This window comes from Neisseria sp. Marseille-Q2251 (genome assembly GCF_940793045.1).
Lineage (GTDB): Bacteria > Pseudomonadota > Gammaproteobacteria > Burkholderiales > Neisseriaceae > Neisseria.
The window spans coordinates 25,826-46,148 of record NZ_CALNWV010000015.1 but is presented as its reverse complement, the minus strand read 5'-3'; the positions used below and the strand labels follow the sequence as shown (position 1 = coordinate 46,148).

Below are 20,323 nucleotides of genomic sequence, written 5' to 3'. Positions count from 1 at the left end.
GCGCAAAGCCATCTGAAGGCGATGTGTTTGAACCTGTTGAAAGCGGCTAACAGGCTAAGTGTGCCTGTTGCTGCCTAAAAGGCGGCCCGGATGCCTGATTATCGGGTATCCGGGGAGGATTAAGGGGATATTTGGGTAAAATTAGGAGTGATTTGGGGGGCGGAAATAGACGAAAACCTGTGTTTGGGTTTCGGCTGTCGGGGGAAGGGCTTTTTTGCAAAGGTCTCCACTTTTGAATTTTGGAAACTGTTTTTCAAATATCTGTTTCTTAAAATTTCCAATGGATCCCCGCCTGCGCGGTAATGACGGTTCATAATGCTGATTAAAAACCGAGCTGCCTGTAGCGTGGGTTCTACCCACGAATGAACAGAGATGATTGGATTCGGATGTTTGGGCGGAAGATCGTGGGCGAAGCCCACGCTACGATTTGCTGCAACGGCAACTTGTTCCTTCCCCCGTCCGACGGGGGAAGGTTAGGATGGGGGTGGCTTTATGGTTCTAGGTAAAATTAAATTCGTGCAAACTGTAGAGCCGATCTCTCCTGCTAGACGGGAGATTCAGCCGCTCGTAGCGTGGGTTCTACCCACGAATAAACAGAGATGATTAGATTCGGATGTTTGGGCGGAAGATCGCGGGCGAAGCCCACGCTACGATTTGCTGCAACGGCAACTTGTTCCTTCCCCCGTCTGGCGGGGGAAGGTTAGGATGGAGGTGGCTTTATGGTTCTAGGTAAAATCAAATTCGTGCAAACTGTAGAGTTAACCTCTTCCGCCAGACGGGAGAGCCAGCCGCCCGTAGCGTAGGTTCTACCCACGAATAAACAGAGATGATTAGATTCGGATGTTTGGGTGGGAAGGTCGTGGGCGAAGCCCACGCTACGGGTCGGTTTATCCTGAATCTGTATCCACTTGACGAAGGGTCGTCTGAAAACAGAAATCCTCAATTTTTCAGACGACCTCAATAACAGACTTTCAATTCAATCCACTATAATTTTTACCATTGAAATTTACGGCAACTATTTACATTATCCACGCCATAATAATTTTCCGCATCCAATTTATTATTTCTATAAAATATAGGTATTCCTCTAAAATATTTATTTAAATCAATATCTCTATCTCTATCTCCATCACTTAAGGTATGTTTTCCTTTCCAATTAACGTAGTATTTAGAAGGCGCCATAACCAAGCACCCACTTTTATGATTTAAAATCAAAATATTATTAGTTTCATGATAATGCGAGGAATTTTCTTCCAAATCCTCTACCATGCCTCCTTCTATGTGCATAAATATCGAATACTTGCCATCAGGCGAAGATTCCAGATAAACCATTTCAGATACACAATTATCTACTTCATCTTTTTGATAACAGCCATCTTGTAAGGAATATGTTTTTATTCCTTTATTTTTCATCGTATAGCGCATAAAAATATTTTTTTTATTTGGCTTTAAAAACTCTAGCTGCCCATAACCCAACAAATTTTGCACCTCGCGAACAGGAAAAATATTTTGTTCTGCCATAGCGAAACTACTATAAATAAAGAATAATAAAATGATTTTCTTCATATCAATCCACCTTTGTCGTATTGCTCCTGCTCCCGTGCCCAGTCCACCATATCTTTAGGATAGTACAGATACTGCCGCAGGGAGGTGTCGTCCAAATCTTTCAAATAGGCGACGGCGGCGGATTCAAAACTCCAGTAGCCGATATAGCCGCCATATTCGGGATCTTGGTTCAAATGTGTGTCAATCAGGAGATTGCCGATTTTTCGGTTGCCTTCGTACCAGCCGGAGAGGTAGGCGTTGAGGTGTTTCAGGGTTTCTTCCTTGCTTTCTGCCATGATTGCTTGCAGTAGGGGTTTGCGGAAGTTGTGTCCGCCTTTGGCAAATTTGGCGCGGGGATCAAATTTCGTGGGTATCGCCATATTCATCAAAGCCCTGAACGAGGGGTCGTAATACATTTCGTCATCGTTATAGGGATTGAGGCTGTCTTTAATGGTTTCCAGCCAATCCATCCGTTCGAACAAGAGGCAAAGTCCGATAATGTTGGGCTGCTTTTCTCCCGCCCACTCCTCCGGTCCCCAAATAAACATGATGTCTTCCTCTTGCCCGTATTGCCTGTGTATATCTAGGCATTGCTTACAGTAATAAACTATCTGCTCCATACGTTGCTTGATTTCCTCTATCGGAAATCCTGCGGTGTATTCGGTAAGTAATAAAGGATATAACTGGTCAACCACATTTGTAGGCGGTTCGGTAGGATAGTCTTTTTCACACTGAAACGTGACATTAAGCAACATAAGGTTATTTTCATAAGATTGTTCAAAAAAATCCTGATTGAACAACCCCTGACGGTCTTTGTTATGGTCGTATTTGCTTTGATTGGTCATTTTGAGTCTTTTAAATAAATAAGTTATTTTAAGCCGCATTGCTCCTGTTCGTGCTTAAGCTCCTGCTCCCGTGCCCAGTCCACCATATCTTTAGGATAGTACAGATACTGCCGCAGGGAGGTGTCGTCCAAATCTTTCAAATAGGCGACGGCGGCGGATTCAAAACTCCAGTAGCCGATATAGCCGCCATATTCGGGATCTTGGTTCAAATGTGTGTCAATCAGGAGATTGCCGATTTTTCGGTTGCCTTCGTACCAGCCGGAGAGGTAGGCGTTGAGGTGTTTCAGGGTTTCTTCCTTGCTTTCTGCCATGATTGCTTGCAGTAGGGGTTTGCGGAAGTTGTGTCCGCCTTTGGCAAATTTGGCGCGGGGATCAAATTTCGTGGGTATCGCCATATTCATCAAAGCCCTGAACGAGGGGTCGTAATACATTTCGTCATCGTTATAGGGATTGAGGCTGTCTTTAATGGTTTCCAGCCAATCCATCCGTTCGAACAAGAGGCAAAGTCCGATAATGTTGGGTTGCTCTTCTCCCGCCCACTCCTCCGGCCCCCAAATAAACATGATGTCTTCCTTTTGCCCGTATTGCCTGTGTATATCCAGGCATTGCTTACAGTAATAAACTATTTGATTCATACGCTTCTTGATTTCTTCTATCGGAAATCCTGCGGTGTATTCGGTAAGCATTGTTAGATAAAGCTGTTGAGGCAGTGCATCTGAAGGAATAGTTGAATCACTCTTACTTTCTTCTATCCACTCTTGCAGCAGTTGTAGATTTTCAGAATAACTGGTTTTAAAAAAATCTTCTTTAAACAATCCCTGACGGTCTTTATTGCGATCATATTTAACTTGATTGGTCATTTTAGTCCTTAAATAGACAAGTAAGTTATTTAAATCATCTGGGGCTGGTTTCTGCATTTTTCCAACGTTTTTTTTGGCATTTTCATAGTTTCTTTGTGCTTTTAGCCTTTTCTCCGTTAGCGAACAATCAATTCTTTACCTAGAAAATGTGGTCGGCAGGTTTGTGATGGCGGTGTATCACAGCCATATGAATAATTAAACAGGACGACTGCTATTGGCAAAGAGGTCGTCTGAAAACTTTCAGACGACCTTGATAGATGTTGGATTTCCAACCCAATCTACGCTTACTGCACTCCTTCGGATGTTTTGAAAAAAGCGTTTTCCAAAATAGGCGTTGGCGGAGGCAGCATATTGAATCGATACTCGGAAGGATGGCATTTGATGTTCGGTTTGTCTGCACTTTTAATGTTTATATCGACGGTATCGGTATTTTTTGCCGAACAAAATAGCATTATGATAGGTATAAACTGCGTACTTAAAATAGGCATCATAAATCATCTTCAAGCTTTTATCATTACGCATAATATCCCATATCATTTTCCGACGCTGTTCTCTTTGAACTCCCCCTGATGTGGAAAACAAAAATTTCGTTATAAAATGAAAACTTTGTTCAAATATTTGCTGATGATTGAAATTTTATCTTTTAGGACGGTAGAATGCGGGGGTATTGGATAGGAGACATCCTCTAAAATGTTGGGACTACCTGATTTGTGGTTCCGAGTGTCAAAATTTGAACAATGAAAGTACCAATCATGCAGGAACCTTATTCTCGCGAGGGGAATAATCCCTCATCTCATTCCGGCTCATTTTGGGAGCGCGAAGTATTGCGCGAAGTATTGCTGGCTTCTTATAAAGAGCAGCGTAGCGCACGTATTTGGCGCAATATTTGGCGTGTTATCGGTGTGATTTTATTTCTCATGTTTATTGCGTCACTGTTTGGAGACGATACCGATGCAGTACAAAGCAGCGGGGAACATACGGCAGTTATCGATTTGAAAGGTGAAATCGGCAATGAACTTGATGATCAGGTTGAGATGCTGCGCACTGGTATGGAGGCGGTTTACAATAATCCCAATGCTAAAGCGATTATCATCCGCGCCAATAGTCCGGGCGGATCGCCTGTGGTTTCCAATATTGCGTTTAACGAAATCCGCCGCATGAAGTCGGAGCATAAAGACATTCCTGTGTATGTGGTGGCGGAAGATATGTGTGCATCGGGCTGTTATTACATTGCGGCTGCGGCTGACAAGATTTATGCGGATCCTTCCAGCGTGGTAGGCAGTATCGGTGTAATTGGCGGAGGGTTTGATGCGACGGGGCTGATGGATAAAATCGGTATCAAACGTCGTCTGAAAATCGCGGGCAGCAATAAAGGCATGGGCGATCCGTTTTCTCCTGAAACGCCCGCACAAACTCAGATTTGGGAAAAAATGCTGACCGATATCCATAAGGAATTTATTAAATCGGTTAAACTCGGACGCGGAAAGCGTTTGAAAGATCAGCAGTATTCTGATGTTTTCAGCGGCCGTATCTATACCGGTTCGGAGGCTAAAGAAGTGGGATTGATTGATGATTTCGGCAGCGTATATAGTGTCGCTAGAGATGTCGTCAAAGCCCCTGAGTTGGTGAACTATACGCCTGAAGAGGATTTCGGCAAAATATTGGGTCGCCATTTGAGTGCTGAAATGGAGACTAAAGTTAAAGAAAAACTGTCGAAAATATGGTAACAGGATTTGTCCATTATTCGTTTGTTGCCGCCCTAAGTCATTGTGGGGTCGTCTGAAAACGTATCTCTTGAGGTGTTTGATGATGTTCCATATGCCATTTATAGGTTGGAAGGTAACAAACCAATGACAAAAAAGCGGCTTGGAAGGTGTCCTTGCCGCTTTTTTAAGTCCACTAATATAGGGTAAAGTTATCCGTCCTTCGATTAAAGCGACCGCAGAAGCAGTTTTTTGTATGTCAAACAGTTTTTTGTTGATAATACGAAGGCTTCAAGATCGGAACTGCTGAGGCTGAATGTTTATCATGAAATGCCAAGGAATGTTTGAGGTCGTCTGAAAAGCCATTTTGTCATTTCATCTGCGTGATAAAGGTTTATCAGTTGGCGTTAGCGTTCCCGATTTTTGCATCCAACCCCTTCATATCTTATAAATATTATGATTAATGTCCAACATCTAGATTTTTACTACGGCAATACGCAGGCCTTATACGATGTCTCGGTTGAGCTTCCGCAGGGCAGTATTACCGGATTAATCGGACCTAATGGTGCCGGCAAATCCACTTTGATGCGCTGTATGGCAGGATTGGAAATCCCGACATCCGGGGATGTCTTACTTGATGGTCTGCCTATTCTTGATAATCCGCGCGACAGCTTTTCCAAACTCGGCTACCTACCTGATTTTTTTGGTTTGCCGGATGGTTTGAGCGTAATCCAGTGCTTAACTTATGCCGCCAAATCCCGCGGTATTCCTGATGCGCGACTTCCTGATTTGCTGCTGGAAACCGTTCGCCTGCTTAATTTGGAACATAAACTCTATGCCAAAGTCAGCGACCTCTCCCGCGGTCAGAAGCAGCGTGTCGGTATCGGACAAGTCATCATCCATCGTCCTAAGTTCTTGCTTTTGGATGAACCCGCCAGCGGTCTTGACCCTGAGGCACGACATGAATTGTCTTTGTTGCTGCTGAAGCTCAAAGATGAAGGCATGAGTATTTTGGTATCGAGCCATATTCTTTCCGAGCTGGATGAATATTGTTCGCATATGCTGGTGATCAAAGGCGGACGTGTTCAGGCATTTCAATCTGTTAATGATGATGTTAACGAAGATCAGACTGTTTCGCTGCAATTTGTCGGTTTGGATGAAGCCATATTCAAGAGCGTCCGCAATACGGAAGGGGTGAAGAGGGCAGAATGGAGCAATCATGCCGTTACCGTCGTATTGGATGCGGGAGAAGAAGCGCGTGCAGCCTTGTTGCGTAAGCTGTTTGAGCAAAACTTGCCTTTGAGCGAAGCTGCCGTCATTAAAGCGTCGCTGCTGCACAGTTATCAAAACAGCCTCAATCCCCACAAACAGGAGCAAGCCGATGGACAATAAATTGAATATCCCTAAAATCCGGGTTAACGCCGAATTCCAAAGGCTGATGTGGCTCAACATGAGCTGGGGCATGATTGCAGGCATCATCATACTCTACAGCCTGTTTATCTTTGCTAAAGCAAATTCTGAGGACTTGGTGGAATATATTGCCGGAGTCGGTACATTCGGCGCATTCATTTCAAATATCGCCCTTTATCTGCAGATTGAGCGCAGTTTGCGCCAAGATGTATCCAGCAATGCATTTGACCAGTTGCGTATGTCCTCTTTGTCTCCGTGGCAGATGGCTTGGGCGAGGATTGTTGTCGCGCCTTTGACCGGTTGGGTTATTTTCCTTGTTGGCTGGATACTGCTCGGCCTAACGATGTTTCATTTCAACCATGAAGACAGCGATGTTTTCATCATATGGTTGATTATGCCGCTTAATTCATGGGCGCTTGCCTGTCTGATATTGGTCAATGCTTTGCAGTTCAAACGCGGCAACAATCAATGGGAAGGATCTCTGTTGCAACTCCTATTGCTGTTTGTTGTCATGGTCATGTTCGTAACCGGTATGTTGTCCGCCGCGGAAGATCTTTCATACTTGAGTGAAGGTGTATCCAATACAGTATCTCCAATTATTGCTTCCATTGTTTCTGTTGTCTTATGCAGCGTTGCCGCCCGCGCGGCTATGGCAGAACGCCTGCACCTGCGCTCTTCTCGATTGACTTTTATCGTACTTGGACTTCTTACGCCTTTAGCTGCGATTAGCTTCGTAAGCAACTATAAACAATTGCTGTATATTTGCGCCGTAGCTTATGGCGGCATGAGTATTTTGTCTTTGATTACGCAGAAGCAGACGACCTTTTCTTCTGTTGGAGAATTTGTCCGTGCACGTAATAGAAAACCGAAGTGGGCGATTGCTTCGTTGCCTGCTTGGATGATTCTGTTGCCTTTGGGATTGATTTGTGCCGCATTGGTGTCAGCAGACATGGTATGGGTATACATAGGACAATTCTTTCTCCTCATACTGCTGGTTTTTTCCATCAACCAAATGAAATGGCGATACAACAACATCACTATCGCATTATTGATATACCTGCTTCTTCGAGGCCTTTGGTTCGTGATTGCATCGTAACAGGAGCGTATTTTTCTGTTTTTCACCCTGCCTTTAGCCATAGAGAGGTTGGGAGGTAGGATAGGATAAAGGTCGTCTGAAAACCGGTTGGCAAGGTTTTCAGACGACCTTTTTGTCTATACGCAAATGAATTCGGCTGTATCGAGGTCGTCCATGCTTTTCCGTCCCAAACTCATGTGTAACGGCATTTAAATATCAGTTAAGAAACAAGGCCCAAAACCGCCCCTGCCTTGTCGGAATTGCCGAATGACGGTACTATGCGCAGTTAACAGCTTGATTGCCGTTCGGATGGTCATGCGTCCGGGCGAGGTTTTAAATTCAGTATCTTATTTGAAAGTATAAAATGATTAACGATATTCAAAAGACAGCGGAAAGCAAAATGCAGCGCTCGGTAGAAGTGCTGAAAGAGAATTTGGCGAAAGTGCGTACCGGCCGTGCGCATACCGGTCTGTTGGACCAAGTGGAAGTCGAATACTGGGGCAGCATGGTTCCAGTCAGCCAAGTTGCCAACGTGACGCTTCTGGACGCGCGCACCATCGGCGTGAAACCTTTTGAAAGCAATATGGCGGCCAAAGTCGAGAAAGCTATTCGCGATTCAAACTTGGGTCTGAACCCGGCAGCCGTCGGCGATTTGATCCGCGTGCCTATGCCTATGTTGACCGAAGAGCGCCGTAAAGATTTGATTAAAGTCGTACGCAGCGAGGCGGAAGAAGGACGCGTGTCCATCCGCAACGTGCGCCGCGATGCCAACGACCACATCAAAAAACTCTTGAAAGACAAAGAAATTTCCGAAGACGAAGCACGTCGCGGCGAAGAGGCGGTTCAAAAACTGACCGACAAATACATCGCCGAAGCCGATAAAACGCTGGCTGCCAAAGAAGAAGATTTGATGGCGATTTAAACCCTTGTCCGCGGCGTTTCAGACGACCTTTGAACCGCCGCGCTGCGAAAGGCAGATATGAAGAGCAGCACGCAGACCATTTTGGAACACACTTCGGTTCCAAAGCATATCGCCGTGATTATGGACGGCAACGGCCGTTGGGCGAAAAAGCGTTTCCTTCCCCGCGTGATGGGGCATAAACGCGGCTTGGACGCGTTGGAAAATATGGTGAAGCATTGCGCCAAACTGGGTGTGCAATATCTGACCGTGTTTGCCTTTTCGACTGAAAACTGGCGCCGCCCCGAAGACGAAGTGTCGTTCCTGATGGGGCTGTTTTTGCAGGCTTTGCAAAAGCAGGTGCGCCGTCTGCACGAAAACAATATGCGCCTGAAGGTGTTGGGCAGCCGCGAACGCTTCAACCGGCAGATTCTGCAAGGCATCGAAGAAGCGGAAGCCTTGACGGCAAACAATACCGGTCTGACCCTGAGCATCGCTGCGGATTACGGCGGCCGCTGGGATATTTTGCAAGCGGCAAACAAACTGATTGCCGAAGGCGTATCCGAGATTACGGAAGACGCGCTGGCGAAACACTTGATGCTGGGCGATGCGCCGGAACCGGATTTGTTCATCCGCACCGGCGGAGAAACACGCATCAGCAATTTCCTGCTTTGGCAGATGGCGTATGCCGAACTTTATTTTACCGATACCCTGTGGCCCGATTTTGACAGCAAAGCCTTGGACGATGCTGTCGCCTCGTTCCAAAAACGCGAACGACGCTTCGGGCGCACTTCGGAACAGCTGCCGGTAGAGCAGCAAAGGGGTTAAAAATGTTGAAACAACGGATTATCACGGCGCTGTGGATGCTGCCGTTGATGCTCGGTATGCTGTTTTACGCGCCGCAATGGCTGTGGGCGGCATTTTGCGGATTGATTTCTCTGGTTACGCTGTGGGAATACTCTCGCATGAGCGGACTGGAAAAACTGAAAACCAATCATTATCTCGCTGCGACGCTGGTGTTCGGCGTCATCGCTTATGCAGGCGGTTGGATGCTGCCGGATATCGTCTGGTACGCCGTTTTGGCGTTTTGGCTGGTCGTCATGCCTTTGTGGCTGAAATTCAAATGGAAATTGAACGGCGGCTGGCAGGCTTATACCGTCGGCTGGCTTTTGGTCATGCCGTTTTGGTTCGCACTCATGTCCCTGCGTCCGCATCCCGATTATGCCCTGTCGCTGCTTGCCGTGATGGGTTTGGTGTGGGTTGCCGATGTTTTCGCGTATTTCAGCGGCAAAGCGTTTGGCAAACACAAAATCGCACCGACCGTCAGCCCCGGCAAAAGCTGGGAAGGCGCAATCGGCGGCGCGATTTGCGTGGCAGTGTATATGACTGTGGTGTGGTGGTCAGGTTGGCTCACGTTTAACGCAGGCTGGCTCAATACTGTGTTAATCGGTTTGGTGTTGACTGTTGTCAGCGTATGCGGCGACCTGTTGGAAAGCTGGCTCAAACGCGCGGCGGGCATCAAAGACAGCAGCAACCTGTTGCCTGGCCACGGTGGCGTGTTCGACCGCGTGGACAGCCTGATTGCCGTTGTCAGCGTCTATGCCGCCTTTGCAAGCTTGTTCTGAAGCGGTTAAAAATCGTTGGAACACATCAAACACAATATCGAATAAGCGTTTTCAGACGACCTTTCCGACCTCAAGCCTAAAGGTCGTCTGAAATCCGAAAGCAGTACATAAAGAACACACCATGACACCACAAGTCCTGACCATATTAGGCAGTACCGGCAGCATAGGCGAAAGCACGCTGGACGTTGTTTCGCGCCACCCCGAAAAATTCCGCGTATTCGCGCTGGCGGGGCATAAGCAGGTTGAGAAGCTGGCGGCTCAATGTCAAACGTTCCGCCCCGAATATGCCGTCGTTGCCGATGCCGAACACGCCGCCCGGCTTGAAGCCCTGTTGAAACGCGACGGCGCGGCGACGCAGGTTTTACACGGCGCGCAGGCATTGGTTGACGTTGCGTCTGCCGACGAAGTCAGCGGTGTCATGTGCGCCATCGTCGGTGCGGCGGGGCTGCCCTCCGCGCTGGCGGCGGCGCAAAAAGGCAAAACCATTTATCTGGCGAACAAAGAGACGCTGGTGGTTTCCGGCGCGTTGTTTATGGAAACCGCGCGCGAAAACGGCGCGGCAGTGTTGCCCATCGACAGCGAACACAACGCCATTTTCCAAGTTTTGCCGCGTGATTACACAGGTCGTCTGAACGAACACGGCATCCGTTCGATTATCCTGACTGCTTCCGGCGGCCCGTTTCTGACGACCGATTTAGGCACATTCGACAGCATTACGCCCGCGCAAGCGGTCAAACACCCCAATTGGAGCATGGGGCGCAAAATCTCCGTCGATTCCGCCACCATGATGAACAAAGGTTTGGAGCTGATTGAAGCGCATTGGCTGTTCAACTGCCCGCCTGATAAACTCGAAGTCGTCATCCATCCGCAGTCCGTGATACACAGCATGGTGCGCTACCGTGACGGCTCCGTGCTGGCGCAACTGGGCAATCCCGATATGCGTACGCCCATCGCTTATTGTTTGGGCTTGCCGGAACGCATCGATTCGGGTGTCGGCGACCTGGATTTCGACGCATTGTCTGCGTTGACCTTCCAAAAGCCAGACTTTGACCGCTTCCCTTGTCTGAAGCTCGCCTATGAAGCCATGAATGCGGGCGGAGCCGCGCCCTGCGTATTGAACGCCGCCAACGAAGCCGCCGTCGCCGCTTTCTTGGACGGGCAGATTAAGTTTACCGACATTGCCAAAACCGTTGCCCATTGTCTTTCACAAGACTTTTCAGACGACCTCGGCAACATCGAAAACCTGCTGGCGCAAGACGCCGTTACCCGCAGACAGGCGCAGGAATTTATCGCCGCATTGGGATAAACCGTGCCGCAACGATAAAAAATGACAGGTCGTCTGAAAACCCGCCCACCCGTCATGTGTGGCGGACAAAACGGCAGACTGACTTTATAATCGGCAAAATAACGCCAATAATATTTTCTACACATTGCGAATGCTTTCAGACGACCCCTGCCTTGATACGTCGTCTGAAACATCGACAACGTCAACCCATACCCAACCAGAGAGATTCTTTTGCAAACCCTTCTAGCTTTTATTTTCGCTATCCTGATTTTGGTCAGCCTGCACGAGTTCGGACACTACATCGTCGCCAGATTGTGCGGCGTCAAAGTCGTACGCTTTTCCGTCGGCTTCGGCAAACCGTTTTTCAGCAGAAAGCGCGGCGATACCGAATGGTGTTTGGCGCCCATCCCGTTGGGCGGTTACGTCAAAATGGTCGATACGCGCGAGGGGGAAGTGGCACCGTCCAACCTTCCTTACGCCTTCGACAAACAGCATCCCGCCAAACGCATCGCCATCGTCGCCGCAGGCCCGCTGACCAATCTCGCGCTGGCAGTTCTGCTTTACGGCTTGAGTTTTTCCTTCGGCGTTACCGAAATCCGCCCTTATGTCGGCATGGTCGAGCAAAATACCATCGCCTCAAAAGCAGGTTTTCAGCCCGGAGACAAAATTATTTCGGTTAACGGCGTTAACGTCGGCGAGTGGGAAAAAGCCCAGCAAGAAATCGTGTTGAACATCGAGTCAGGCAAGGTAAATGTTGCCGTTCAGACGACCTCGGGGCAAAAAACCATGCGGATTATCGATGCCGCCGGTACGCCTGAGGCAGGTAAAATTGCGAAAAACCAAGGCTATATCGGGTTGTCGCCTTTTAAAATCACCACCCGCGTCGGCGAAATGAAAGAAAACAGCCCGGCTGAAAAAGCCGGTTTGAAAAAAGGCGACAAGCTGATCAGCGCCGACGGACAAGATATCGAGTCTTGGCAGCAATGGGTGGAAATCGTACGCCAAAGCCCGGGCAAGAAAATCGAATTGATTTATGAGCGCGACGGTAAAACTTTTCAGACGACCATCCGCCCCGACAGTATCCAGCAACCCGACAGAACGCTGGTCGGCAGGGTAGGCTTCGATCCTCAGGGCGACGAAGCGTGGACAAAAGAAATCAAGCGCGAATATAAGCCGTCTGTTGCAGAAGCATTTGCGATGGGCTGGGACAAAACCGTCAACAACGCTTGGATGACGGTAAAATTCTTCGGAAAACTGATTACAGGCAATGCCTCCCTGAACCATATTTCAGGCCCGCTGACCATTGCCGACGTCGCCGGAAAAACGGCACAGCTGGGATTTCAAAGCTATTTGGAATTCCTCGCGTTGGTCAGCATTAGTTTAGGCGTGTTGAACTTGTTGCCCATCCCCGTATTGGACGGCGGGCATTTGGTGTTCTACACTGCCGAATGGATACGCGGAAAGCCCTTGAGCGAGCGCATACAGGCAATCGGCCTGCGCCTCGGACTGGCTGCCATGCTGTTCATGATGGCACTGGCTTTCTTTAATGACATCAACCGTTTGTTTGGATAATTTTATGAAATTGAAACAGATTGCTTCTGCTTTGATGGTATTGGGCATGTCGCCTTTGGCGTTTGCCGACTTCACCATTCAAGACATCCGCGTCGAAGGTTTGCAGCGCACCGAACCGAGTACGGTCTTCAACTACCTGCCCGTCAAAGTCGGCGACCAATTCAGCGACGCACGCAGCGAAGAAATCATCAAAAGTCTGTATGCGACCGGTTTTTTTGACGATGTCCGCGTAGAGACCTTGGGCAATCAGGTCTTGCTGACCGTTATCGAACGCCCGACCATCAGCACGCTGAACATTACCGGCGCGAAAATGCTGCAAAATGATGTGATCAAGAAAAACCTTGAATCCTTCGGTTTGGCGCAATCCCAATACTTTAATCCTGCCACGCTGAGCCAGTCTGTCGCCAGCCTGAAGGAAGAATACAAAAGCCGCGGCAAACAGTCGGTCCAAATCACGCCGACCGTCACTAAACTCGCGCGTAACCGCGTTTCCATCGACATCGCCATCGATGAGGGTAAAACCACCAAGATTACCGACATCGAATTTGAAGGCAACAAAGTCTATTCCGACCGCAAGCTCATGAAACAAATGTCTTTGAGCGAAGGCGGCATGTGGACTTGGCTGACCAAGAGCAACCAGTTTAACGAGCAGAAATTCTCGCAAGACATGGAGCGCGTCAGCGAGTTCTACCAAAACAACGGCTACTTCAATTTCCGCATTCTGGATACCGACATCCAGACCAACGAAGACAAAACCAAGCAAACCATCAAAATCACGGTTGACGAGGGCGAACGCTTCCGTTGGGGCGACGTGCGCATAGAAGGCGACACCCGCGAAGTGCCGAAAGAAGAGCTGCAAAAACTGCTGACCATGAAGAAGGGCAAATGGTACGAACGCGCCCAAATGGTCAAATCGCTCGAAGCCATTCAAAACCGCATGGGTACGGCAGGCTACGCGTTCAGCGAAGTCAACGTTCAGCCAGTGCCTAATGCCGAGACTCAAACTGTCGATTTCGTCCTGAATGTCGAACCCGGCCGCAAAATTTATGTGAACGAAATCAACATTACCGGCAACAACAAAACCCGTGATGAAGTCGTGCGCCGCGAATTGCGTCAGATGGAATCTGCGCCTTACGACACTTCCAAGCTGCAACGTTCCAAAGAGCGCGTCGAGCTGCTGGGCTACTTCGACAACGTACAATTCGATGCCGTACCGGTTGCCAATACGCCCGACCAAGTCGATTTGAACATGAGCGTGAACGAGCGTTCTACCGGTTCGCTGGATATGAGTGCGGGCTGGGTTCAGGATACCGGCTTGGTCATGTCTGTGGGCGTTTCCCAAGACAACCTGTTCGGTACGGGTAAATCTGTTTCCCTGCGTGCTTCACGAAGCAAAACCACGCTGAACGGCTCGCTGTCGTTTACCGATCCGTATTTCACACCCGACGGCGTGAGCCTCGGTTACGATATTTACGGCAAGTCTTACGACCCGCGTAAAGCCTCTTCCAGCGCGAAACAATATAAAACCACCACCGCAGGCGCGGGCGTGCGCATGGGCATCCCCGTTACCGAATACGACCGCGTCAATTTGGGTCTGGCGGCGGAACACCTGACCGTGAATACCTACAAAGGCGCGCCTAAACGTTATGCCGACTTTATCAACCAATATGGTAAAGGCACGGACGGCGTGGGCAGCTTCAAAGGCTGGCTGTACAAAGGTACGATCGGTTGGGGACGCAATAAAACCGACAGCGCCTTGTGGCCGACCCGCGGTTACATGACCGGCATCAACGGTGAAATCGCCCTGCCGGGCAGCGACCTGCAATACTACACACTGACCCACAACCAAACCTGGTTCTTCCCGCTGACCAAAGACTTTACCCTGATGCTCGGCGGCGAAGTCGGCGTCGGCAACGGCTACGGCAAAACGAAAACCATGCCGTTCTTTGAAAACTTCTACGGCGGCGGCTTAGGCTCCGTACGCGGTTACGAGAGCGGCACGCTGGGTCCGAAAGTTTATGACGAATACGGCGAGAAAATCAGCTACGGCGGCAACAAAAAAGCCAACGTTTCCGCCGAGTTGCTGTTCCCGATGCCGGGTATCAAAGACTCCCGCTCCGTCCGTCTGAGTCTGTTTGCCGACGCGGGCAGCGTATGGGACGGCAAAACTTATAACGACAGCAGTAGCAATACCTACTACACCAACAATGCCGCTCAAAACCCATACGGTTTAGGCAAGACCCACAAATCGACCTTCAAGGAAGAGTTGCGCTACTCTGCCGGTGCGGCAGTAACCTGGCTCTCGCCTCTGGGTCCGATGAAGTTCAGCTACGCTTACCCGATCAAGAAAAAAGACAGCGACGAAATCCAACGCTTCCAGTTCCAATTGGGTACCACATTCTGACGTAGGCAGAAAAAGGTCGTCTGAAAACTGACATCCCTATGCGGTCAAACGTTTTCAGACGACCTGAAGGAAAAGGGGCAGGGCGTTCTGCCTCTTTTTAAAAACAAACCGTCATCCCGCTGATTGGCGGGATACAAAATCAAGGAAATCCAGATGAACATCATTGCCAACGCCTTCCGCCTCGGCGGCGCGGCTTTATTGGGCTTCGGGTTGATGAACCAAGCTGCGGCGGCGGAAGCCGTGCAGAAAATCGGCTTTATCAATACCGAGCGCGTTTATCTTGAGTCCAAGCAGGCGCAACGCATTCAGACGACCTTGGAAAAAGAATTCCGCGGCCGTCAGGACGCTTTGCAGAAATTGCAGCAAGAAGGTGAAAAGCTCGAAAAATCCCTGTCCGAAGGCAAATTGCAGGGCAAAGAGCGTGAAGCTGCGGCAAAACGCTGGGGCGAGCTGGTTCAGCAGTTCCGCAAGAAACAGGCGGAGCTGGCAGAAGACTACAACCTGCGCCGCAACGAAGAATTTGCCGCCCTTCAGCAAAACGCCAACCGCATCATCGTCGATCTTGCCAAACGCGAAGGCTATGATGTGATTTTGCAGGACGTGATTTACGTCAACGCACGTTACGACATTACCGACAGCGTGATTAAAGCCCTGAATACACGTTAATCGGAAGGCTGAACGAGATACAGCAAACCTGTTTTCAGACGACCTCTTTCAAGCGAAGGGTCGTCTGAAAATCCAATAAACGATATAATTACCTGTCTTATCACTCCTGCCGGCATACGTTTTAGGCAAACCGTTCTGTCCGACTGCTCCCGCCGTCCCTTTCAGACGACCTCATCCCAAAGCTTACGAAACATCATGACTTCAAAAACCTACACCCTGTCCCAAATCACAGCGCAGCTTGGCGGCGAATGGCGCGGCAAGGACATTTCCGTCGCCGCCGTGCGCCCGCTCGCAGACGCGCAGGCGGAACACATCAGCTTCCTTGCCAATCCGAAATACAAAGCCGAAGTCCACGACAGCAGCGCGGGTGCGGTCATCGTTTCCGCCAAAGCAGTAAACGAATTTGAAGGGCGAAACCTGATTGTCGCCGACGACCCCTATCTCTATTTTGCCAAAGTCGCCCGCCTGTTTTCGCCTATCGTCAAAGCGCGCGGCGGCATCCATCCGACCGCTGTCGTCGAAGAAAGTGCGACCGTTCCTGCAAGCTGCGAAATCGGCGCAAACGCCTACATCGGCGCGAACACCGTGCTCGGCGAAGGCTGCCGCATCTTGGCAAATGCCGTTGTCCAACACGATTGCAAACTGGGTGACGAAGTCGTCCTGCATCCCAACGCCGTCGTTTATTACGGCTGCACACTGGGCAACCGCGTCGAAATCCACAGCGGCGCAGTCATCGGCGCGGACGGTTTCGGACTCGCCTTCGCCGGCGATTCATGGTTTAAAATCCCGCAAACCGGCGCGGTAACGCTGGGCGACGACGTAGAAATCGGTTCGAACACCAACATCGACCGCGGCGCAATGAGCGACACCACCGTCGGCAACGGCACCAAAATCGACAACCAAGTCCAAATCGGACACAACTGCAAAATCGGTTCGCACACCGTCATCGCCGCCAAAACCGGCATTTCCGGCAGCGTTACCATCGGCAGCTACTGCATCATCGGCGGCGGCGTCGGTACGGTCGGACACATCGAAATCGCCGACAAAACCACCATCGGCGGCGGCACGTCCGTGACCCACAGCATTACCGAAAGCGGCAAACACCTCGCCGGCATCTTCCCGATGTCCACCCATAAAGAATGGGCGCGCAACGCCGTTTACATCCACCGCCTGAGCGAAATGAACAAACGCCTCAAAACATTGGAAAACCGTCTGAGCGACAGCGAAAAAGACGAATAACCCCACAATCGGTTTACATGGCGGATGCGCTTTAAATCCCAACAAAGCAGCAAAGCCTGCCGTTTTAAAGCCCCCGCGATGAAACCGCCCAGCCAACCCGAAACACCAAGGAATACGACGAACATGGACGTACAACTCCCCATCGAAGCCAAAGACATCCAAAAACTCATTCCCCACCGCTACCCGTTTTTGCAACTCGACCGCATCACCGCCTTCGAGTCCATGAAAACCCTGACCGCGATTAAAAACGTCACCATGAACGAGCCGCAGTTCCAAGGCCATTTCCCCGACCTGCCCGTCATGCCCGGCGTACTCATCATCGAAGCCATGGCGCAAGCCTGCGGCACACTCGCCATCCTCAGCGAAGGCGGCCGCAAAGACAACGAATTCTTCTTCTTCGCCGGCATAGACGAAGCCCGCTTCAAACGCCAAGTCATCCCCGGCGACCAGCTTGTTTTCGAAGTCGAGCTGCTGACCAACAAACGCGGCATCGGCAAATTCAGCGCCGTCGCCAAAGTGGACGGACAAGTCGCCGTCGAAGCCATCATCATGTGTGCCAAACGCGTGGTTTGAGTGTTCAGAAAAAGGTCGTCTGAAAGTTTCAGACGACCTGTTGCCGTCGCGCATCTTCGCGGCAACACGACAGGAAAGGAAAAACATGACCCTCATCCACCCGACCGCCGTTATTGACCCCAAAGCCGAACTTGACTCCAGCGTCAAAGTCGGCGCGTACACCGTCATCGGCCCCAACGTCCAAATCGGCGCGAACACCGAAATCGGCCCGCATACCGTCATCAACGGCCACACCACCATCGGCGAAAACAACCGCATTTTCCAATTTGCCAGCCTCGGCGAAATCCCGCAGGACAAAAAATACCGCGACGAGCCGACCAAGCTGATTATCGGCAACGGCAACACCATCCGCGAATTCACCACCTTCAACCTCGGCACGGTAACCGGCATCGGCGAAACCCGCGTCGGCGACGACAACTGGATTATGGCGTATTGCCACCTCGCGCACGACTGCGTCATCGGCAACCACACCATCTTCGCCAACAACGCCTCGCTTGCCGGACACGTTACCATCGGCGACTACGTCGTCTTGGGCGGCTACACGCTGGTGTTCCAGTTCTGCCAAATCGGCGACTACGCCATGACCGCCTTCGCCGCAGGCGTACACAAAGACGTACCGCCATACTTCATGGCGGCAGGCTACCGCGCCGAACCCGCAGGCATCAACAGCGAAGGCATGCGCCGCAACGGCTTCACCGCCGAGCAGATCGCCGCCGTCAAAGATGTGTATAAAACCATCTACCACCGCGGCATCCCGTTTGAAGAAGCCAAAGCCGACATCCTCCGTCGCGCCGAAACGCAAGCCGAGTTGGCGGTGTTTAAAGACTTCTTCGCCCAATCTACGCGCGGGATTATCCGTTGATTGGGAGAAACCGTACCGACAGGCAGGATTAAGGGCTGAAAGCCGTAGCAACGACAAAGTTTGAATAGAAACTGGGTGCTGTCCGCAAACCGTTTCAGACGACATTGTCGCACCGTCAGCCTTGTCCTTTTCCTGTTTAGCGCGGGAATGACTGCCGTCCAAACATTTGTCTTCAGTCCAATAGAAAAGGTCGTCTGAAAACCGGGTAAACCAAGTTTCAGACGACCTTTTGATTTTATGGCACGATGTTCGTCATGCGGATTTTAGGGGAATGGGGCGGCATCTTCTGCGTGGGCAATGCCTGCCGTTCCGCCTGCTTAGTGGACGTGGCTGCTTTCTACGCCGCCTTTGATTTCGCCATAGACTTGTGCAGAACTGCCTTGTCCGGATTGGGAGGCGCAGGCGTTGAGGAGCAGGAGGGCGGTGGTGAGGAAGATGAATTTTTTCATGCTGGTTTCCTTTGGTTGGATGGGAGGGGAGGTCGTCTGAAACTCAATAAAAGGGTTTCAGACGACCTTTTTTACCAATGCGACGCCATATTGTCGCGGTGGATGAGTTCGTCTTCGTGGGCGTAGCCTAATTTTTCGGCGATGCGCTCGGACGGGGTTTGCAGGATTTTGGCGGTTTCGCCGCTGCTGTAATTGGTCAGGCCGCGGGCGATTTCTTTGCCGTCGGTATCGAGGATGGCGACGAGTTCGCCGCGGTGGAAATGGCCGTCCGCGCGGATGCAGCCGACGGGCAGCAGGCTGGCGTGTTGTTCGGTCAGGGCTTTTGCCGCGCCGCTATCGACGGTCAGGCTGCCTGCGGTTTGGACGTGGCCGAGCAGCCATTGTTTGCGGGCGGCGACGCGGCTGTGCGCGCTGGTAAAGAGCGTGCCTATGCTTTCGCCTTGTTTGAGGCGGACGAGGACGTCGGGTTCGCCTCCCCATGCGACGACGGTGGCGGCTCCACTGAGCGCGGCGCGTTTGGCGGCGGTCACTTTGGTGTACATGCCGCCGGTACCGACGCTGCTGCCCGCGCCGCCCGCCATGCTTTCGAGGTCGGGATGGTCGGCTGCGATGGTTGGAATCAGTTTGGCTTGCGGATTTTTGCGCGGGTCGCTGTCGTACAGGCCTTTTTGGTCGGTCAGAAGGACGAGGGCGTCGGCTTCGATGAGGTTGGTCACGAGCGCGCCGAGGGTGTCGTTGTCGCCGAGTTTGATTTCGTCGGTGGTCACGGTGTCGTTTTCATTGATGACGGGGACGATGCCTTTGGACAGCAGGGTTTGCAGGGTGCTGCGGGCGTTGAGGTAGCGGGTGCGGTTGCTCAGGTCGTCGTGGGTGAGCAGGATTTGGGCGGTGCGGATGCCGTGCGGTGCGAACGCGGCTTCGTAGGCTTGGGCAATGCCGGTTTGCCCGACGGCGGCGGCGGCTTGCAGTTCGTTGATGGCGGTGGGGCGTTTGCTCCAGCCCAGCCGTTTGATGCCTTCAGCGATGGCGCCGCTGGAAACGAGGACGGTTTGCACGCCTTGTTTGCCCAGTTCGGCGATTTGCGCCGCCCAGCGGTCGAGTGCGGCTTGGTCTATGCCTTTGCCGCCCGCGGTAACGAGGCTGGAACCGACTTTGACGACGAGGGTGCGGATGTTGGAGAGGTTTTGCAGGGACATGGTTTTTCTCGCTGGGGATATGGGGCGGCTTCGGACGGGTTGTTAAACGTAAAAAGGTCGTCTGAAAGCGCGAAAACTGATTTTCAGACGACCCCTATGGGGCTGTCAATACGCGG

General features: G+C 50.9%; 18 protein-coding genes. 13 read left to right on the top strand and 5 right to left on the bottom strand.

The features are described 5' to 3' along the window. Window positions 1-993: 993 nt before the first annotated feature. The 3 genes from AAG834_RS07160 to AAG834_RS07150 all read right to left on the bottom strand — a co-directional run bounded on the left by AAG834_RS07160 (window position 994) and on the right by AAG834_RS07150 (window position 2,953). On the bottom strand, window positions 994-1,566 hold the full coding sequence (locus AAG834_RS07160) for a hypothetical protein (protein ID WP_070512566.1): 573 nt from the start codon (window positions 1,564-1,566) through the stop codon (window positions 994-996). Next, window positions 1,563-2,093, bottom strand: coding sequence for a PoNe immunity protein domain-containing protein (locus tag AAG834_RS07155; RefSeq protein ID WP_342031713.1), 531 nt, complete (start codon window positions 2,091-2,093; stop codon window positions 1,563-1,565). Before AAG834_RS07155 ends, AAG834_RS07160 begins: the two co-directional genes overlap by 4 nt. 320 nt (window positions 2,094-2,413) lie before the next feature. Then, window positions 2,414-2,953 (bottom strand): PoNe immunity protein domain-containing protein, encoded by a 540-nt coding sequence (locus AAG834_RS07150; protein ID WP_342031712.1) that lies wholly within the window; start codon window positions 2,951-2,953, stop codon window positions 2,414-2,416. Between the two features lie 1,049 nt (window positions 2,954-4,002). On the opposite strand from AAG834_RS07150, the gene AAG834_RS07145 reads away from it, so the two are divergent. From AAG834_RS07145 to lpxA, 13 genes are all read left to right on the top strand, one after another. After that, on the top strand, window positions 4,003-4,977 hold the full coding sequence (locus AAG834_RS07145; RefSeq protein WP_039863262.1) for a S49 family peptidase: 975 nt from the start codon (window positions 4,003-4,005) through the stop codon (window positions 4,975-4,977). Between the two features lie 432 nt (window positions 4,978-5,409). Further along, a complete protein-coding gene (locus AAG834_RS07140; protein WP_342031711.1) occupies window positions 5,410-6,345 on the top strand; it encodes an ABC transporter ATP-binding protein in 936 nt (311 codons plus the stop codon). Then, window positions 6,335-7,459 (top strand): beta-carotene 15,15'-monooxygenase, encoded by a 1,125-nt coding sequence (locus AAG834_RS07135; RefSeq protein ID WP_342031710.1) that lies wholly within the window; start codon window positions 6,335-6,337, stop codon window positions 7,457-7,459. The genes AAG834_RS07140 and AAG834_RS07135 overlap by 11 nt, the downstream gene beginning before the upstream one ends. 343 nt (window positions 7,460-7,802) lie before the next feature. Continuing rightward, window positions 7,803-8,360, top strand: coding sequence for a ribosome recycling factor (gene frr, locus AAG834_RS07130; protein ID WP_003758927.1), 558 nt, complete (start codon window positions 7,803-7,805; stop codon window positions 8,358-8,360). 57 nt (window positions 8,361-8,417) lie between these two features. Then, window positions 8,418-9,164 carry an isoprenyl transferase gene (locus AAG834_RS07125; RefSeq protein ID WP_003758925.1) on the top strand — a complete coding sequence of 249 codons (747 nt, stop codon included), beginning with the start codon at window positions 8,418-8,420 and terminating at the stop codon, window positions 9,162-9,164. A gap of 2 nt (window positions 9,165-9,166) precedes the next feature. Beyond that, window positions 9,167-9,961, top strand: a complete 795-nt coding sequence (locus AAG834_RS07120; protein WP_342031709.1) for a phosphatidate cytidylyltransferase — start codon at window positions 9,167-9,169, stop codon at window positions 9,959-9,961. A gap of 121 nt (window positions 9,962-10,082) precedes the next feature. Beyond that, window positions 10,083-11,267: a 1-deoxy-D-xylulose-5-phosphate reductoisomerase gene (ispC, locus tag AAG834_RS07115; RefSeq protein WP_342031708.1), complete on the top strand. Its 1,185-nt coding sequence runs from the start codon at window positions 10,083-10,085 to the stop codon at window positions 11,265-11,267. Between the two features lie 210 nt (window positions 11,268-11,477). After that, window positions 11,478-12,818: an RIP metalloprotease RseP gene (rseP, locus tag AAG834_RS07110; protein WP_342031707.1), complete on the top strand. Its 1,341-nt coding sequence runs from the start codon at window positions 11,478-11,480 to the stop codon at window positions 12,816-12,818. 4 nt (window positions 12,819-12,822) lie between these two features. Further along, a complete protein-coding gene (gene bamA, locus AAG834_RS07105) occupies window positions 12,823-15,222 on the top strand; it encodes an outer membrane protein assembly factor BamA (RefSeq protein ID WP_342031706.1) in 2,400 nt (799 codons plus the stop codon). A 162-nt stretch (window positions 15,223-15,384) separates the two neighbouring features. Then, entirely contained in the window at window positions 15,385-15,888 is a 504-nt protein-coding gene (locus AAG834_RS07100) for an OmpH family outer membrane protein (protein ID WP_374968210.1), read from the top strand. A gap of 195 nt (window positions 15,889-16,083) precedes the next feature. After that, window positions 16,084-17,127 (top strand): UDP-3-O-(3-hydroxymyristoyl)glucosamine N-acyltransferase, encoded by a 1,044-nt coding sequence (gene lpxD, locus AAG834_RS07095; protein ID WP_107843329.1) that lies wholly within the window; start codon window positions 16,084-16,086, stop codon window positions 17,125-17,127. 123 nt (window positions 17,128-17,250) lie between these two features. Further along, the gene (fabZ, locus tag AAG834_RS07090) at window positions 17,251-17,700 is read left to right on the top strand and encodes a 3-hydroxyacyl-ACP dehydratase FabZ (RefSeq protein WP_070441502.1); all 450 of its coding nucleotides are present in this window, start codon (window positions 17,251-17,253) and stop codon (window positions 17,698-17,700) included. Between the two features lie 85 nt (window positions 17,701-17,785). Further along, window positions 17,786-18,562: an acyl-ACP--UDP-N-acetylglucosamine O-acyltransferase gene (lpxA, locus tag AAG834_RS07085; RefSeq protein ID WP_039404531.1), complete on the top strand. Its 777-nt coding sequence runs from the start codon at window positions 17,786-17,788 to the stop codon at window positions 18,560-18,562. A 317-nt stretch (window positions 18,563-18,879) separates the two neighbouring features. On the opposite strand, the gene AAG834_RS07080 is transcribed toward lpxA, so the two are convergent. Both AAG834_RS07080 and proB read right to left on the bottom strand, forming a co-directional pair. Then, complete coding sequence (locus AAG834_RS07080; protein ID WP_259345818.1) at window positions 18,880-19,011, bottom strand: hypothetical protein; 132 nt, start codon at window positions 19,009-19,011, stop codon at window positions 18,880-18,882. 71 nt (window positions 19,012-19,082) lie between these two features. Continuing rightward, window positions 19,083-20,207, bottom strand: coding sequence for a glutamate 5-kinase (gene proB / locus AAG834_RS07075; protein ID WP_342031705.1), 1,125 nt, complete (start codon window positions 20,205-20,207; stop codon window positions 19,083-19,085). Window positions 20,208-20,323 lie beyond the last annotated feature (116 nt).